Origin of the sequence: Bacillus cereus group sp. MG20, assembly GCF_040459885.1 — a bacterium.
Taxonomy (GTDB): Bacteria; Bacillota; Bacilli; order Bacillales; family Bacillaceae_G; genus Bacillus_A; species Bacillus_A cereus.
Genome location: NZ_JARVHF010000001.1, coordinates 2,399,717 through 2,416,471 on the forward strand (window position 1 = coordinate 2,399,717; position 16,755 = coordinate 2,416,471).

The following is a 16,755-nucleotide window of genomic DNA, read 5'->3' on the forward strand; positions in this document are numbered from 1 at the left end:
GAAAGTGGCTCGCTCTCAAGCCACGAAGAAAAAAGAAAACGGCCCCGCTTTTCATCAAAGCGAAGCCACTCTTTTCTTACTTACGCTTTTTCTTTTTCTTCTTGAATCCTGGTACGTTTTCGAAAAATCCTTTTTTCTTCTTGCCGTTACCATCTTTTTTCCCTGGCTGACTTGCGGATGCGGATGTGGATGCAGATGCGGATCCTCTTCCTTTTCCTTTGCCACCACGGTCAAATTTTCTACCTGTGCCACGTTCACCGCCACGCTCATTACTGCGCTCGCTACGTCCACCGCGTTTCTTTCTGCCTGTTCTTGGCTGCTCGATAACGACTGGACGATCTTTGAACTTACGGCGAGGTGTGCCTTTCATACCAACGATTTCAAAGTCGATTGCACGCTCGTCTTTATTTACGTTAATAACGCGAATTGTAATTTCATCACCGATGCGGAATACGTTACCTGTACGTTCTCCGATCATAGCGAAATGTTTTTCGTCGTAACGATAGTAATCATCCGTTAAGTAGCTAACGTGTACAAGACCTTCAATCGTATTTGGAAGCTCTACAAACAGACCGAAGTTTGTTACAGAGCTAATCATACCGTCATACTCTTCACCGATCTTATCAACCATATACTCTGCTTTTTTCATCTCATCTGTTTCACGCTCTGCTTCAACAGCACGGCGTTCCATATTAGAAGAGTGCTCTGCAATCTCTGGTAAGTTTTCACGCCATTTTGCTTGTGTTTCACTGTCGACTTTACCGTTAATGATGTATTCACGAATTAATCTATGAACAATCGTATCTGGGTAACGACGAATTGGCGATGTGAAATGCGTGTAGAACTCAGTTGATAAGCCGAAATGTCCTAAGCTCTCCGAATCGTAACGTGCTTGCTTCATAGAACGAAGCATAACCGTTGAAATAACTACTTCTTCCGGCTGTCCTTGAACCATTTCAAGAATTTGTTGCAGCGCACGAGGGTGCACTTCATTCGCACGTCCTTTTACCGCATATCCGAAGTTCGTTACAAACTCGAAGAAACGCTCAAGCTTATCTTCTTTCGGATCTTCATGGACACGGTACATAAACGGTACGTTCATCCAGTGGAAGTGCTCTGCTACTGTTTCATTCGCAACAAGCATAAATTCTTCAATTAACTTCTCTGATACAGAGCGATCGCGCATAACAACATCAGTCGGTTTTCCTTCTTCATCTACTAATACTTTCGCTTCTTTAAAGTCAAAGTCAATTGCACCACGGCGCATACGTTTTTCACGTAGAATTTGTGCCAATTGCCCCATCTCTTTAAACATCGGTACTAATGGCTCATAACGCTTAATTAACTCTTCGTCCTCATCTTCTAAAATGCTTCTTACGTCAGCATACGTCATACGCTCTGTCGTTTTAATCACACTTTGGAAAATCTCGTGTTTAACAACATCACCTAAGTTGTTGATTTCCATTTCACAAGATAATGTCAGACGGTCTACTTTCGGATTTAATGAGCAAATACCGTTAGATAGACGATGTGGAATCATTGGAATTACACGGTCAACAAGATACACACTTGTCGCTCTTTCCGCTGCTTCTACATCAATTGGAGAACCTTCTTGAACGTAATGACTTACATCCGCAATGTGAACGCCTAGCTTGTAATTGCCGTTCTCAAGCTTCGTTACTGTAACAGCGTCATCTAAATCTTTCGCATCTGCACCATCAATCGTTACGATCATTTGATCACGTAAATCACGGCGATCTTTTAAATCTTCTTCTGAAATCGTTTCTGGTACACTGTTTGCATGCTCCATCACTTCTTCAGGGAATGCTAAAGGTAAATGATGTTTATGAATGACAGATAAAATATCTACTCCTGGATCATTTTTATGACCTAGAATTTGAATAACTTCACCTTCTGCACTTAAACGGTTTTCTGGGTAGCTCGTAATTTTCACAACTACCTTATGACCTTCTACAGCACCCATTGATGCACTTTTCAAGATAAAGATATCACTCGTCCAGCGCTTATTGTCAGGTATAACAAAGCCAAAATTTTTCGATTCTGTATATGTACCAACAAGTTCTTTCGTTCCACGCTCTAAAATGCGTACAATTGAACCTTCTTGACGTGAACCGCTCGATTGAGAACTAAGTCGTGCTAATACTGTATCGCCATGAAGTGCACCGTTTAATTCTGTAGGAGGGATGAAAAGATCATCGTCTCCCGTTTTCTTCTCGTCTGGTACAACGAATGCAAAACCACGTGCATGTCCAATTAACTTACCTCTTACTAAATTCATCTTTTCAGGAAGACCGTAACGGTTGCTACGTGTACGAATAACAAGTCCCTTCTCTTCCATCATTACAAGTGCCTTTACAAAGTCTTTAAAGCCCTCAGAACCTTCAATTCCAAATGCCTCTTCTAACTCTTGTATCGTTAGCGGTTTATACGCTTCTTCTCTCATAAATAATAACAACTTATCAATATGTTCTTGTGTGATTTCTTCCAAGCAAAAATACCTCCTTTAAAACCTTATATTATTTAGTGTATCCGAAAGATAGGGGATGTATAAAGCGAAACTTCAATACTCCCCTTATGATTTTTACAGTTTTCACAAAAAATTCCTTATGAAAAAAAGAGGCAACTAGATCTTACCAATCTAGTTGCTCCAAGAAGTTATATACATCCTCATGTAGCTCGTCACGTTGTTTATCAAGTGTAATGACATGCGTAGAGTCTTCATACCATTTAATGTCTTTTAACGTAGATTCTACACCGTTATAAATAATGTTAGCACTATCTGTATTAATCATTTCGTCATGACGTGCTTGTACAACAAATGTTGGTGCATAAATCATATCCACATTGTTACGTACGTCAGCAATTAATTGTTGTAATGCTTTTAATGTATTCATCGGTGTCTTTTGGAATTCCAACATTTCTTGTTCAATTTGTTCTGGTGATTTTTGCTCACGTTTTTTATATTCGCGGGCATATGCCAATATACCTTGGTACATCGTTTCTTCGCTCTTAATATACATCGGTGCACACATTGGTACTACACCTAAAACCGGTACTGTATAACCTAATTTTAAAGAAAATACGCCGCCAAGTGACAATCCAACAACAGCAATTTTCTCAAAACCTTTATCTTTTAAAAGCTGATATGCCTCCGTTACATCTTGCCACCAATCTGTAGGGCCTGTATGAACAAGCTCTTCTGGTGGTACACCGTGCCCTTTATAAATTGGCGCATGACAAGTATAGCCTTTCTTTTCTAAGAAACGCCCTAACATACGTACATCAGCTGAGTTCCCTGTGAATCCATGTAGTAATAAAACAGCGCGGTCTCCACCCTCAAATGTAAATGGTTTCGGAGATGCTAATTTCATCATGTACTTCTCCTCTTTCTCTTCTGTAATCTAGTCGTATTCTTTCTATATCTAGTGTACCATATTTACATTTCTATAATCTAATTAGAAACATCTTTCAAATGGCAAAACAAAAAAGAAGAACCATTAGTACATCTTACTAACGCTTCTTCTTTCAATTCTATAAGTTTAAGTACGTAACAGCAATTGTTAATACAAAGAACAATACAGCTAAAACAATTGTAATACGGTTTAATACTGCTTCAATTCCACGTGCTTTTTGCTTACCAAATAATTGCTCTGCACCGCCTGAAATTGCACCTGAAAGGCCTGAGCTATTACTAGACTGCATAAGTACCATAACAATCATTAAAATCGATACAGTAATAAGTAAAACGGATAATAACGTATGCACTTGGCGTACCTCCTACAAAGATTCAGTTATTGTAACTGTAGCATAAATCCTATAGAAAAGCGAGAGCTATAGAGTTGCCCTCGCTTTTCTTCTATTACATAAACATCATTGCAAATAACGGTCCAAGTAAACATGTCAAAATTGCTGTTAATGTCATTGTTACCGATCCAATAACACCTTCATGCTCGTTATTTTTCATTGCTCTCATAACACCCATAATATGAGAAGCACATCCAAATCCGATACCTTTACCAACTGAGTTTGTAACACGGCTCCATTTTAATAAGAGAGGTCCTGTAATCGTTCCAGTAATACCTGCGATAACAACGAAAGCTGCTGTTAAGGAAGGTACACCACCAACTTGTTCAGAAACGCTCATCGCAACTGGCATTGTTACCGATTTTGGTAAAGACGATAAGATTAAGCTTTTATCTGTTCCCATAAGTGAAGCAATGGCAAAATCACTAGCGATTGCAACTGTTGTACCTACTAATACCCCACCAGCAATCGGTACAACATATTTTTGCAGAACATGACGTTGTTTATAAAGAGGAATTGCAAATGCTACAACACCGGGTCCAAGTAGCTTTGCAATCCAGCCACCACCACTTTCCATATAATGTTGATATGGTATATCAAGCACGATAAATAGGAAAGCCATTAATCCTGTTGCTACAAGCATTGGAATGGTGAATGGTGTTGGAAATAATTTATAGATTTTTTTAGATAATTGATATAATAGCACCGTAAAAAGAACCCAACCGATTCCGATTAATATTTGGCTCATCGCGACTCTCTTTCCTTCCTATTCGCAAGATATTGTCCTGTATGTCCTGCGACAATAATAATTAAAAATGTACTCGCTACAACTGTAATGAAAAGAGAAATTCCTTTACTCATAAAAAAAGCACCGTAATTCATTAGGCCAAGCGTTGGCGGAATTAATAAAAACGGCATAATAGCAACGAGTGTTTCTGCTCCTAAATCGAACCATTTCACTGGAAGAACTTTTAGGCTAAGTAAAACAAGTAAGAGGAACATCCCTATCAAACTTCCTGGAATTGGAATGTTTAACATTTCTTGCACCCAAGTTCCAACCATATAAAACACGTAAAGAGCAGCAATTTGGACAAGAATCTTTGTAAATTTCATGTTCATCATCCCTCATGTTTATACGATCTTCTGTTAATATCTTTATCATAGTATAAATTGTAAAAAGCTGCAATTTATCAACTTGACAGCAAAAACAGCCTATGTTACACGCTTACAACCTTGATATGACTGCATTTTCAAACGAAAATTATGTCAAAAACCTTGACCTAATATAAAAAGTTTTTATTTTCTGAATTTACAAGACTGTTATTTCAATAAAATAATCTTTTTATCCTTAAACTTACATATATATAAAGTGAAACTTTAATCATTGAGGGTTTCCTCATCCCCATTGATCATTCCTCACCAAGCGGGTTTGTACGGGATAAACAAGATAGGTGGTGAACATATGCCCAAAAAAGTTCTCATTTTTTGTGATCCTGGGATTGATGATACGATGGCTCTCCTCTTAGCATTCTTTATCAATGAAATAGAAATCGTCGGTATCGTTGCTGATTATGGCAATGTTCCAAAAAAAATGGCCGTAGAAAATGCTCATTTTCTTACAAGCGAAGTAAAGGGTAGAAATATCAAAATCTTTGGTGGATCAGAACGTCCAATTACTGGTGCTCCTCCTGCTTTTTTTACAGATGTACACGGGAAACAAGGGCTCGGGCCAATTATTCCAAAGGTGAATGTAACTAACGAAGAAATGGAGAATTTTTTTGAAGTTATTCCTCTTATTGAACAGTATAAAGATGAATTAATTATTGTGAGCTTAGGAAGACTTACCTCCCTAGCAATTTTATTTATCGTATGTAAACAATTAATGGAGCAAGTTAAACCCTACTACGTAATGGGCGGTGCCTTTTTACATCCTGGTAATGTTACCCCTATTTCCGAAGCAAACTTTTATGGCGACCCTACTGCAGCTAATATAGTCCTTCAATCCGCAGCTAACATGTACATATACCCATTAAACGTCACCCAATATTCCATCATTACACCAGAAATGGCCGAATACATTGAGGCCAAAGGAAAAGCCCCACTTGTCAAACCGTTATTCGATCATTATTACTACGGATATTATAAAGACGCCCTACCACATTTAAAGGGCAGCCCCTTCCATGACACAATGCCAATACTCGCTTTACTTGATAACTCTATGTTTTTACCTATCACAAATCACCTATCGTTGTCATGACAGAATCTTATGCACAGGGGGCAAGCATTGGAGAATTTCGCTCTTTAGGAGAACCTAAACCATTTATTGATTGGCCGAGTCATCAAATAGCAATTAATTTTGATTATAACCGCTTCTTCAAACATTTCATGTCACTTATGACAGGTGAACAATTTTAACATAAAAAAACAGACCGTGATTTCTCACGGTCTGTCGTTTATTTTCTACAATTATCGTTTGATGTTATAGAAAGATTTGATACCATCGTAAACAGCGATTTCGCCTAGTTCGTCTTCGATGCGTAATAATTGGTTGTACTTAGCAATACGGTCAGTACGGCTCATAGAACCAGTTTTGATTTGGCCAGCGTTAGTTGCAACTGCGATGTCAGCGATTGTAGCATCTTCAGTTTCACCAGAACGGTGAGATACAACTGCTGTGTAACCAGCACGTTTAGCCATTTCGATAGCTTCGAAAGTCTCAGTTAAAGTACCGATTTGGTTAACTTTAATTAAGATTGAGTTAGAGATACCTTTTTCGATACCTTCAGCAAGTTTTTGAGTGTTAGTTACGAATAAATCGTCACCAACTAATTGTACTTTATCACCGATACGCTCAGTTAATAATTTGTGACCATCCCAGTCGTTTTCGTCTAAACCATCTTCGATAGAGATGATTGGGAAGTCTTTGCAAAGCTCTTCGTAGAAATCAACCATTTCTGCAGAAGTTAAGCCAGTACGGCCTTCGCCTGCAAGGTCATATTTACCAGTTTCTTTGTTGTAGAACTCAGAAGAAGCAACGTCCATTCCTAAGAATACGTTCTCGCCAGCTTTGTAACCAGCTTTTTCGATAGCTTCGATGATTACTTCTAGAGCTTCACGGTTAGAACCAAGGTTTGGAGCGAATCCACCTTCGTCACCTACTGCAGTGTTAAGACCTTTGTCATGTAATACAGCTTTAAGTGCATGGAATACTTCAGCACCCATACGGATTGATTCTTTGAATGTTGGAGCACCAACTGGTAAGATCATGAACTCTTGGAAGTCAACGTTGTTATCAGCGTGAGAACCACCGTTGATGATGTTCATCATTGGAGTTGGTAATTGTTTTGCATTGAATCCACCAAGGTAACGGTATAATGGAAGACCTACGAAGTCAGCTGCTGCGTGAGCTACTGCCATAGATACACCAAGGATAGCGTTAGCGCCTAGTTTACCTTTGTTTGGAGTGCCATCTAATTCGATCATAGCACGGTCGATACCAGCTTGGTCAGTTACATCGAAACCAGCGATTTCTGGAGCGATAATTTCGTTAACGTTGTTTACTGCGTTAACAACACCTTTACCAAGGTAACGAGATTTGTCACCGTCACGTAATTCTACTGCTTCGTGCTCACCAGTAGATGCACCACTTGGTACGATAGCGCGTCCGAAAGCGCCGCTTTCTGTGTAAACTTCTACTTCTACAGTTGGGTTACCACGAGAGTCAAGGACTTCGCGAGCATAAACATCAATAATTGTTGACATAATAAATTCTCTCCTTTTTATATAAGCAAATTATTTAATAATTGTTTTACCTGTCATTTCTTTCGGTTGTTCCACATTTAAAAGTGTAAGCATTGTTGGAGCGATATCTCCTAAAATACCACCTTCACGAAGCTCTACATCATTTTTTGTAACGATGAAAGGAACCGGGTTAGTTGTATGAGCTGTCATAGGACCGCCATCAGCAGTTAACTCCTGATCAGCATTACCATGGTCAGCAGTAATAAGTGCTACACCATCTTTTGCAAGAATTGCTTCTACAACTTTTCCTAAACATTCGTCAGTTGCTTCTACTGCTTTAATTGTTGGTTCCATCATCCCAGAATGGCCAACCATATCACAGTTCGCAAAGTTAAGAATGATAACATCATGTTTATCATTTTCGATTTCATTTACTAAAGCGTCCGTTACTTCGTAAATGCTCATTTCAGGTTTCAAGTCATACGTTGCAACCTTTGGTGAGTTAATTAAGATACGCTCTTCTCCTGGGAATTCAGCCTCACGACCACCGCTAAAGAAGAATGTAACGTGCGGATACTTTTCAGTTTCCGCGATGCGAAGTTGCTTTAATCCCGCTTGCGCAACAACTTCACCTAAAGTGTTATCAAGGTTCATTGGCTTGAATGCCACGTAACCATCTACAGTTTCACTGAAGTGTGTCATACATACGAATTCTGGAATGTGAGGTACTTTTTCACCACGATCGAACTCACGGAAGTCTTCGTTTGTAAATACACGAGCAATTTGAATTGCACGGTCTGGACGGAAGTTATAGAAGATAACTGCATCATCATCATTGATTGTTGCAACTGGCGTGTTATCTTCGTTAACAATTACAGACGGCAATACGAATTCATCATAGATACCGTTCGCATAAGAGTCTTCTACACACTCTTCTGCTGATTTATAAGTAGGGCCTTCACCATTCACCATAGCACTGTAACATTTTTCTACGCGATCCCAACGCTTGTCACGGTCCATAGAGTAATAACGACCAGAGATAGTCGCGAATTGTCCTACTCCTGTTTCTTTAATTACTTCATTCGTTGCATCGATATAACCTTTTGCTGTTTGTGGTCCAACATCGCGGCCGTCTAAGAATGCATGGATATAAACTTTCTCCACGCCTTCTTTTGCTGCTAAGCGAAGAAGAGCAAACATATGGTTCATGTGACTGTGCACACCACCGTCAGAAAGTAAACCGAATAAATGAAGTGCAGTACCTTTTTCTTTTACGCTTTTAATTGCATTTTGGAAAGTTTCGTTCTTATCGAACTCACCTTCACGAATTGCAACGTTAACGCGTGTTAAGCTTTGATATACTACGCGGCCAGCACCGATATTTAAGTGACCAACCTCAGAGTTACCCATTTGACCTTCTGGAAGACCTACCGCCTCACCACAAGCTGTAAGCGTTGTATGAGGGAATTTGTTCCAGTAACCATCAAAATTAGGTTTCTTAGCTTGTGCTACAGCATTCCCGTAAGTTTCTTCACGAAGTCCGAAACCGTCAAGAATGATTAAAGCTGTTGGCTTTCTCATTTTACCGCCCCCAGAAGACCTAAGAACGAAGCAGGCTCTAAGCTAGCACCGCCAACTAAAGCGCCGTCGATGTCAGATTGTGCCATATACTCTTTAATGTTTTCTGGTTTTACGCTACCGCCGTATTGGATACGAACAGCTTCTGCAGCTTCTGGAGAAACAGCTTCTGCAACAACTTTACGGATGTGCGCACATACTTCATTTGCATCTGCAGAAGAAGAAGATTTACCTGTACCGATAGCCCAGATTGGCTCATAAGCGATAACAGTTGCTTTAACTTGCTCTTCTGTTAAACCTGCAAGTGCTTTTGTCACTTGACCTGCTACTAGATCAAATGTTTTTCCGCTTTCGCGCTCTTCTAAAGTCTCACCACAACATACGATTGGTGTTAAACCATGTTCAAATGCTGCGATAGTCTTTTTGTTTACTGACTCATCTGTTTCAGCAAACATTTCACGACGCTCAGAGTGGCCAAGTACTACATAGCCAACTTTTAAGTCGCTAAGTGCTACTGGGCTAATTTCGCCAGTGAATGCACCATTTTTTTCGAAGTGCATGTTTTGTGCACCTACTTGTAAGTCAGTTCCTTCAGTTGCTGCTACAAGGCGCTCTAAGAATAGAGCTGGAGAGCAAACTACTGCATCAACAGCTGAAGCTGCTGGGATTTGACCTTTAACTTCCTCTACGAAGCTAACTGCTTCAGATAGAGTTTTATTCATTTTCCAGTTACCTGCGATAATTGGTTTACGCATGCTTTGCACCGTCCTTTTTCTTTGGCTGCTACTTATTTGTCGTTAAGACAAACTACACCTGGAAGCTCTTTACCTTCCATGAATTCTAATGACGCACCGCCGCCAGTAGAAATGTGGCTCATTTTATCAGCCATACCGAATTTTTCAACAGCTGCTGCAGAGTCACCACCGCCGATAACAGAGTATGTATCTTCTGCATCTGCTAATGCTTGTCCTACTGCTTTTGTACCTTCTGCGAATGGAGTCATTTCGAATACACCCATTGGTCCATTCCATACAACAAGCTTAGAATTTTTAATTACATCTGCATAAATTTCACGTGTTTTAGGACCGATGTCCACGCCTTCCCAGTTAGAAGGGATAGAGTCGATACCAACGATTTTAGTTGTTGCAGTTTCAGAGAATTCCTCAGTGATTACAACATCAACTGGCATGTAGAAGTTTACGCCTTTTTCTTTTGCTAGTTGCATAAATTCTTTAGCTAGTTCAATCTTGTCGTCTTCACATAGAGATAGACCAATTTCATGACCTAAAGCTTTAACGAATGTGTAAGCAAGTCCGCCACCGATGATTAAGTTATCTACTTTGTCTAATAGATGACGAATTACACCGATTTTATCTTTTACTTTCGCACCACCGATGATAGCTGTAAATGGACGTTCTGGGTTAGAAAGTGCTTTACCAAGTACATCTAACTCTTTTTCCATTAATAGACCAGATACTGCTGGTAGGTAGTCTGCGATACCTGCTGTAGAAGCATGAGCACGGTGAGCTGCACCGAATGCATCGTTTACGAAGATGTCAGCAAGTGCTGCAAATTCTTTCGCAAGTTCTGCATCGTTCTTTTCTTCGCCCGCATAGAAACGTACGTTTTCAAGAACTAATACGTCGCCTTCGTTCATTGCTGCAACCATTTCTTGTGCAACTGGTCCGAATGCTTCGTCCGCTTTTTTAACATCTTTACCAAGAAGCTCGCCTAAACGTGCTGCTACTGGAGTAAGACGTAATTCTTCTACTGCTTGACCTTTTGGACGGCCTAAGTGGCTTGCTAAAATAACTTTCGCACCTTGCTCTACTAAATATTGAATTGTAGGAAGAGCTGCACGGATACGAGTTTCATCTGTAATTTTGCCTTCTTTCATAGGTACGTTGAAATCAACGCGGCAAAATACACGCTTACCTTTTAAATCTACGTCACGAATTGATTTTTTGTTCATTGGATTTCCCTCCGACTACTAGTTAGGATTGACAAAACCCATTCAAAAGCTTAACACATTTGCTTTTAAAACGAAAGAAGAGAGAGAGGGAACAAACCCTCTCCCTCGTTTTGTCATTGATAACTTATATAATTAAGAATTAAAGACCTTTTGAAGTCATGTAAGCTGCTAAGTCTACTACGCGGTTAGAGTAACCAGTTTCGTTATCGTACCAAGAAAGTACTTTAACCATGTTACCTTCCATTACCATTGTAGATAATGCATCGATTGTAGAAGAAGCTGTACATCCGTTATAGTCGATAGATACTAATGGCTCTTCGCTGTATCCAAGGATACCTTTTAATTCGCCTTCAGCTGCTGCTTTGAATGCTGCGTTTACATCTTCAACTGTTACTTCTTTGTCAAGTTCAACAACTAAGTCAACAAGAGAAACGTTAGCAGTTGGAACACGTACAGCGCCACCGTTTAATTTACCTTTAAGTTCTGGTAATACTAATGCTACAGCTTTAGCTGCACCAGTAGATGTTGGGATCATGTTTTCAGCTGCTGCACGAGCACGACGTAAATCTTTGTGTGGTAAGTCTAAGATTTGTTGGTCGTTAGTGTAAGAGTGAATTGTTGTCATCATTCCGCGTTTTACGCCGAATTTTTCGTTTAATACTTTAGCGAATGGAGCTAGACAGTTTGTAGTACAAGAAGCGTTAGATACTACGTTGTGGTTAGCTGCATCGTATTGTTCGTGGTTAACACCCATAACTACAGTGATATCTTCGTCAGAAGCTGGAGCTGAGATGATAACTTTCTTAACTGATCCACCTAAGTGTTTTTCAGCGTCTGATTTTTTAGTGAAACGGCCAGTAGATTCTACTACTACTTCTACTCCGTAGTCGCTCCATGGTAATTGAGCTGGGTCACGCTCAGCGATAACTTTAATTTCTTTACCGTTAACAACGATGCTGTTTTCGTTAGCAGATACTTCTGCATTTAAAGTTCCGTGAACTGTGTCATATTTTAAAAGGTGAGCTAATGTTTTAGCATCTGTTAAGTCGTTGATTGCTACTACTTCTACCTCAGAGTTGTTAAGAGCTGCGCGGAATACGTTACGTCCGATACGTCCAAATCCATTAATACCAATTTTAGTCATTTGAATTTCCTCCTTGGGGGATTATATTAAAGGGTAAAACCCTTTGTTAACTGTTTTGCTGCACCTTCATCTGTAATTAGAATTGAAGTGTGCCCTTGCTTTATTACAGCCTGTATTGCTTTTGCCTTTGAAGAACCTCCAGCGACTGCAACAACGTGAGATACATTTTGTAAATCCTCTAGTTGCATACCCACTGTTCTTACTTTATGAACAACATTTCCTTCTTCATTAAAGTAGTAACCGAAAGCTTCGCCAACTGCTTCGCTTGCCTGAATCTTTAACCAATCTGCTTCTGAAGTACTTCTGCGACGTGCCATTGTTAACGCATCACCTATTCCATGAATGACGATATTGGAAGATCGAATCAACTCAAGAACTTCTTTCACGGAAGGCTCTGTCACAATAGACGCATATGCTTCGCTACTAACATGGTCTGGAACATACAATAAGCGATAATTACTCATCGTATTTTGCGCCATCTTGGCACAAATGGTATTGGCTTCTAATTCAACACCTTCTCCAATTCCACCACGTGCTGGGACAAATAGCATATGTAAATCTTTGCAATCAAGTTGCATCATGTCCGCAGCAGCAGCTAGCGTAGTTCCTCCAGCCACAGCAACGATATTATTCGCTGTCAGACGGTCTTTTATACAAGTCACACAAGCACGGCCCATCTCCAGTTTGACCCAAGGTGATTCATCACTATCACCAGGGACAACGAAAACTTCATCCAAGTCTAATGTTTCCTTAAGTTGCTTTTCTAAAACCTTTAACCCGGAAATTTCTTTCATAAAGTCTTCCAAAGCAAGAACTAAAGCTGTTCCTTCTTCTGTCAAAGTCATTCCAGAAGAAGCGACGTGAACTAAGTTTTGTTCTTTCAAAACTTGAACTTCACTTCGCAATACTCGTTCTGTCATACCGAGGCTTGCTGATAAGTTTCTTCTTCCAATCGGCTGCATGAGCCTAATGTATTGAAGAATTTGCATTCTCGTTTGCATAACAGGTAGCAGATCAGGTAATAATTTTTTTGTGTTCTGAATCCATGAGCGCATATCTTTTCTCCTCACTACATTGGTTCATTTTTCCTTCATGGTCACTTTACGTCCCGTAGTGACATTTTGTGTCCCACATAGGTTAAAAAAATAATCCCTGCTACGTGTATTATTGTAACAGGAGATAGAAACTTATTCAACTCTTAACTGCATTCTTTATATAGTTTATTATGACACCTTTGTGAATGTTACCATATTCTACTTGTTTTCCGTCCATTTCTACAACCGGAATCATTAAGTGATATTTTTCTAAAAGGTCATTATCTTCATATATATCTATTTCCTCGATTTGAAAAGAATATTCACATTGTACTTCCTGTAAAACTTGTTTTGCCTTCACGCAAAGGCCACAATCTTTTTTAGTATACAGTACAACTTTCATCTTCTTCACCTATCCGATCGTTTTTCGTAATGACGAAGCTGGGATATGCATTTGTTCTCTATACTTCGCCACTGTTCTTCGAGAAATAACAATTTCATGCTCTTCTTCTAATAATTTTGAAATCTTTTGATCTGAAAGTGGCTTTTTCTTATCCTCTGCCCCAATTAGCGTTTGAATAAATTGTTTTACACGTTTTGTAGAAACTGCTTCATCTTCAGTCGTTGAAACGGCATTGCTAAAGAACGATTTCATCTCAAATAAACCGTGTGGTGTTTGCACATATTTATTTCGCGTCGCACGACTAATTGTTGATTCATGCACACTTAACTCTTCCGCTACCTCTTTTAAAGCGAGAGGTCTTAAATACTCTGGACCTTTCCAGAAGAAATCACGTTGTTTTTCCATAATAATATTCATCACTTGCAGCAGCGTCTGTTTTCTCTGCTTCAAACTGCGCATAATCCACTGCACATGCTGATACTTTTCTGATACGTAAGATGCTACTTCACTTTCACTATTATTAAGAAGCGCACTATATTCAGAATGAATTTCAATTCTCGGCATATTTCTCTCATTCATTTGTAAAACGAGGCGATCGCCATCTTTTTTCACCGCCATATCAGGCACAATATAAAGTGGTTTATCTGAAGAAAACGCAAGACCTGGTTTTGGTTGTAATGACGTTATACAATTCACCGCACTCTGTAATTCCTCATTACTACATTTCAACACTTGAACGAGCTTTCGCCAATCTTTCTTCACAAAATAAGCGAAATGATCTTCTACAACCTCTTCTGCTATTCCATTCCGTCTTTGTAAGCGCTTCAATTGCAAGGTTAAACATTCCTGAATATTACGCGCCCCTACCCCTGCTGGTTCCAGTGATTGGACAAGCTCTACAGATCGGTCGACTACATGAATATGTGCAGAAAGGAGCTCTGCTAACTCTTCATTCGTTTCTTGTAAATATCCATTTCCATCCATGTTCATAATAATGAAAGAAGCTACTTTTCGCTCTTCTTCATCTATTTTATAATACTGTATTTGATTTAATAAATGTTGCTGAATCGTTGTAGAATCCACACTGTAGATCTCCATCTGATTCTCGACTTGTTTGCTGGTACTTTTACTGTTGTTAGAGCTCTTTTTCTTCTCCCTCTCAAAACCACCTAACTCAATAAGGGGATTCTCTAACGATTGCTCATACAAAAACTCCGATAATTCTTGTACATTATACTGGAGCATTGTAATCGCTTGCCTTAACTCTTGTGTCATTGCCAAACGTAAGCTTTGTTCTTGTAAAAGACTTGCCTTCAAACTAATCTCCCCCTTGTTTCTATTGTACAATAAGTTTGGTAAAAGGAGAATGCTATCACAGACACCCATTCCAAAATATTATTAATTTATATGTATTAATGAGATTTACAACTTACAACCTAAATTTGAATAATATTGAAAGAAAATAATAAACTCAATTATTTGTTACCACATACTAATAGTAACCCTTAATTTTATATATAACAACATTAAATTTATCTCTGTTCAATTCCAAAATAAAAAGAGCAGTTTAGGTATAGTGACACTTCACTATGCCTAACTACTCTTTTACGATTCTTAATTAAGAAAGAAACCTCTTATTTAAAGCTAAGGAACTTTGATTTCTAATTACATAGGAATCATAGAGATAATCGTTCGATTCACTAGACGCTCCTTGAATTCCTCTCATCTCTTCCACAGACAACTCAACTATTTTTTTCACGCTTCTCTCGTTATTACTATCCATCATTTTTTGTTTTCTTTTCGAAAAAATCCCATAATTTATTCCCCCCTGCAATTAATTATTTTTTAACAATTGAATGAATTTAAGGCTCTTACCACTTCTTAATACACCTTTCGGATAGACCTTCGCTGCAAACATAGCAATTAAGCTAATGCTAGCCAGTAATACAACCATAGATGTAATAATTTCTAAACTCCCAACGGATCCATTAATAATCCTAACTACCATACTAATTGGAGCTGTAAACGGAACATATGATGTCACCCTTGATACTAGCCCTTCAGGGTTATCAAGTACTACTAATAACTCCACCACTAAGCTTCCCATCAATATAAGAGTAATCGGCATCGTTGTTCCGGATAATTCTTCTGGCCTGCTTACCATAGAACCAAACACTGCGAAAAGTGCCGCATAAACGAAGTAACCGAGAACAAAATATAACAAGAAATATGCAGCATGCTCACCTGTAATCATATTTACATCAATATTCACTCCAAAAAACGAATCCGATACCTTAAAAATTCCAGATTTAATATATAGCGCCATACTAAGGAAGAAAATAAATAACTGTGTCAAACTAGCAAGACCGACTCCTAATATCTTCCCAAAGACCATGTGAACAGGCGACACCTTCGTTACCATCACTTCCATAACACGCGACGCCTTCTCTGACGCTACCGCTGTAGCAATCGCATTTCCATACGAAGTAATTGCTAAGTACATAATCGCTACTAATAAATACACCAGTAAGAATGAGCTTGTTTCTTCGTTATTTAAGTTTTGCTTTTTCGCTTGCACGTTCATCGTCAGTGATTTCACAGCCTCTTCTGATAACTGTTGTTTAACTACCGCACTTTGAAAATACTGATTTTGTACAAATACCTGCGCACTTTGAATCAACTTAGGATTATCCACCTTCATAAAGTAATCTAATACTGGTTCAGCACCCGCACCCTCTTTTAATATAAAGAGCGCTTCGACTTTCTTATCTAACAAATCTTGCTTATATTGATTTAATTTTGTTTTATCGCCTAAAGACCAATCCCATTCTGGAAGAGCTTTACTAAGATTAGATTGATCCAAAGTAACATTAGGTGCTTCGGAAATAAATACAACCTTTGCTTTTTCTTTCTCTCCAGAAAACTTTTGTACTAAAGTTGGAAAGGAGAATAAGAATATCCCTCCCCCTATTAATAACAATGTCATCCCAATAAATATTTTCGTCCTCACACGATCCCAATACGTTTGCCCTAAAACAATCCAGAAATTCCTCATTAC

14 protein-coding genes and 1 pseudogene are annotated in these 16,755 nt (G+C 38.9%); 1 reads left to right on the forward strand and 14 read right to left on the reverse strand.

Annotation, left to right across the window (positions count from 1 at the left end; all coding sequences use genetic code 11):
• Positions 1-76: 76 nt before the first annotated feature.
• The 5 genes from rnr to QCI81_RS12460 form a co-directional block, all read right to left on the reverse strand.
• A complete protein-coding gene (gene rnr / locus QCI81_RS12440; RefSeq protein ID WP_097961007.1) occupies positions 77-2,509 on the reverse strand; it encodes a ribonuclease R in 2,433 nt (810 codons plus the stop codon).
• 142 nt (positions 2,510-2,651) lie between these two features.
• On the reverse strand, positions 2,652-3,392 hold the full coding sequence (gene estA / locus QCI81_RS12445; protein ID WP_000761986.1) for a carboxylesterase: 741 nt from the start codon (positions 3,390-3,392) through the stop codon (positions 2,652-2,654).
• A gap of 160 nt (positions 3,393-3,552) precedes the next feature.
• Positions 3,553-3,786 carry a preprotein translocase subunit SecG gene (gene secG, locus QCI81_RS12450; RefSeq protein WP_000557266.1) on the reverse strand — a complete coding sequence of 78 codons (234 nt, stop codon included), beginning with the start codon at positions 3,784-3,786 and terminating at the stop codon, positions 3,553-3,555.
• A gap of 94 nt (positions 3,787-3,880) precedes the next feature.
• Positions 3,881-4,573 (reverse strand): LrgB family protein, encoded by a 693-nt coding sequence (locus QCI81_RS12455; protein ID WP_000078304.1) that lies wholly within the window; start codon positions 4,571-4,573, stop codon positions 3,881-3,883.
• Positions 4,570-4,938 carry a CidA/LrgA family holin-like protein gene (locus tag QCI81_RS12460; protein ID WP_000673222.1) on the reverse strand — a complete coding sequence of 123 codons (369 nt, stop codon included), beginning with the start codon at positions 4,936-4,938 and terminating at the stop codon, positions 4,570-4,572. The genes QCI81_RS12455 and QCI81_RS12460 overlap by 4 nt, the downstream gene beginning before the upstream one ends.
• A gap of 349 nt (positions 4,939-5,287) precedes the next feature.
• Between QCI81_RS12460 and QCI81_RS12465 the strand changes: the two are divergent.
• Positions 5,288-6,240 (forward strand): annotated as a pseudogene (locus QCI81_RS12465) (nucleoside hydrolase).
• A gap of 51 nt (positions 6,241-6,291) precedes the next feature.
• On the opposite strand, the gene eno reads toward QCI81_RS12465, so the two are convergent.
• The 9 genes from eno to QCI81_RS12510 all read right to left on the reverse strand — a co-directional run bounded on the left by eno (position 6,292) and on the right by QCI81_RS12510 (position 16,752).
• Positions 6,292-7,587 carry a phosphopyruvate hydratase gene (gene eno / locus QCI81_RS12470; RefSeq protein ID WP_000103951.1) on the reverse strand — a complete coding sequence of 432 codons (1,296 nt, stop codon included), beginning with the start codon at positions 7,585-7,587 and terminating at the stop codon, positions 6,292-6,294.
• A 30-nt stretch (positions 7,588-7,617) separates the two neighbouring features.
• A complete protein-coding gene (gpmI, locus tag QCI81_RS12475) occupies positions 7,618-9,147 on the reverse strand; it encodes a 2,3-bisphosphoglycerate-independent phosphoglycerate mutase (RefSeq protein ID WP_001231158.1) in 1,530 nt (509 codons plus the stop codon).
• Positions 9,144-9,899, reverse strand: a complete 756-nt coding sequence (gene tpiA, locus QCI81_RS12480; RefSeq protein ID WP_001231038.1) for a triose-phosphate isomerase — start codon at positions 9,897-9,899, stop codon at positions 9,144-9,146. Before tpiA ends, gpmI begins: the two co-directional genes overlap by 4 nt.
• 32 nt (positions 9,900-9,931) lie before the next feature.
• Positions 9,932-11,116, reverse strand: coding sequence for a phosphoglycerate kinase (locus QCI81_RS12485; protein ID WP_001036331.1), 1,185 nt, complete (start codon positions 11,114-11,116; stop codon positions 9,932-9,934).
• A gap of 139 nt (positions 11,117-11,255) precedes the next feature.
• Positions 11,256-12,260, reverse strand: coding sequence for a type I glyceraldehyde-3-phosphate dehydrogenase (gene gap, locus QCI81_RS12490; protein WP_000161234.1), 1,005 nt, complete (start codon positions 12,258-12,260; stop codon positions 11,256-11,258).
• A gap of 26 nt (positions 12,261-12,286) precedes the next feature.
• Positions 12,287-13,315 (reverse strand): gapA transcriptional regulator CggR, encoded by a 1,029-nt coding sequence (cggR, locus tag QCI81_RS12495; RefSeq protein WP_001258185.1) that lies wholly within the window; start codon positions 13,313-13,315, stop codon positions 12,287-12,289.
• A 136-nt stretch (positions 13,316-13,451) separates the two neighbouring features.
• Entirely contained in the window at positions 13,452-13,697 is a 246-nt protein-coding gene (locus QCI81_RS12500; RefSeq protein ID WP_000869730.1) for a glutaredoxin family protein, read from the reverse strand.
• Between the two features lie 9 nt (positions 13,698-13,706).
• On the reverse strand, positions 13,707-15,014 hold the full coding sequence (rpoN, locus tag QCI81_RS12505) for an RNA polymerase factor sigma-54 (protein WP_071731511.1): 1,308 nt from the start codon (positions 15,012-15,014) through the stop codon (positions 13,707-13,709).
• Between the two features lie 517 nt (positions 15,015-15,531).
• Positions 15,532-16,752, reverse strand: a complete 1,221-nt coding sequence (locus QCI81_RS12510; protein ID WP_001243601.1) for an ABC transporter permease — start codon at positions 16,750-16,752, stop codon at positions 15,532-15,534.
• Positions 16,753-16,755 lie beyond the last annotated feature (3 nt).

Bases quoted from the DNA above. Each gene is read 5' to 3' on its own strand.
- estA (WP_000761986.1), bottom strand. From the start codon at position 3,392: ATGAAATTAGCATCTCCGAAACCATTTACATTTGAGGGTGGAGACCGC.
- QCI81_RS12455 (WP_000078304.1), bottom strand. From the start codon at position 4,573: ATGAGCCAAATATTAATCGGAATCGGTTGGGTTCTTTTTACGGTGCTA.
- QCI81_RS12460 (WP_000673222.1), bottom strand. From the start codon at position 4,938: ATGAAATTTACAAAGATTCTTGTCCAAATTGCTGCTCTTTACGTGTTT.
- eno (WP_000103951.1), bottom strand. From the start codon at position 7,587: ATGTCAACAATTATTGATGTTTATGCTCGCGAAGTCCTTGACTCTCGT.
- gpmI (WP_001231158.1), bottom strand. From the start codon at position 9,147: ATGAGAAAGCCAACAGCTTTAATCATTCTTGACGGTTTCGGACTTCGT.
- tpiA (WP_001231038.1), bottom strand. From the start codon at position 9,899: ATGCGTAAACCAATTATCGCAGGTAACTGGAAAATGAATAAAACTCTA.
- QCI81_RS12485 (WP_001036331.1), bottom strand. From the start codon at position 11,116: ATGAACAAAAAATCAATTCGTGACGTAGATTTAAAAGGTAAGCGTGTA.
- gap (WP_000161234.1), bottom strand. From the start codon at position 12,260: ATGACTAAAATTGGTATTAATGGATTTGGACGTATCGGACGTAACGTA.
- cggR (WP_001258185.1), bottom strand. From the start codon at position 13,315: ATGCGCTCATGGATTCAGAACACAAAAAAATTATTACCTGATCTGCTA.
- QCI81_RS12500 (WP_000869730.1), bottom strand. From the start codon at position 13,697: ATGAAAGTTGTACTGTATACTAAAAAAGATTGTGGCCTTTGCGTGAAG.
- QCI81_RS12510 (WP_001243601.1), bottom strand. From the start codon at position 16,752: ATGAGGAATTTCTGGATTGTTTTAGGGCAAACGTATTGGGATCGTGTG.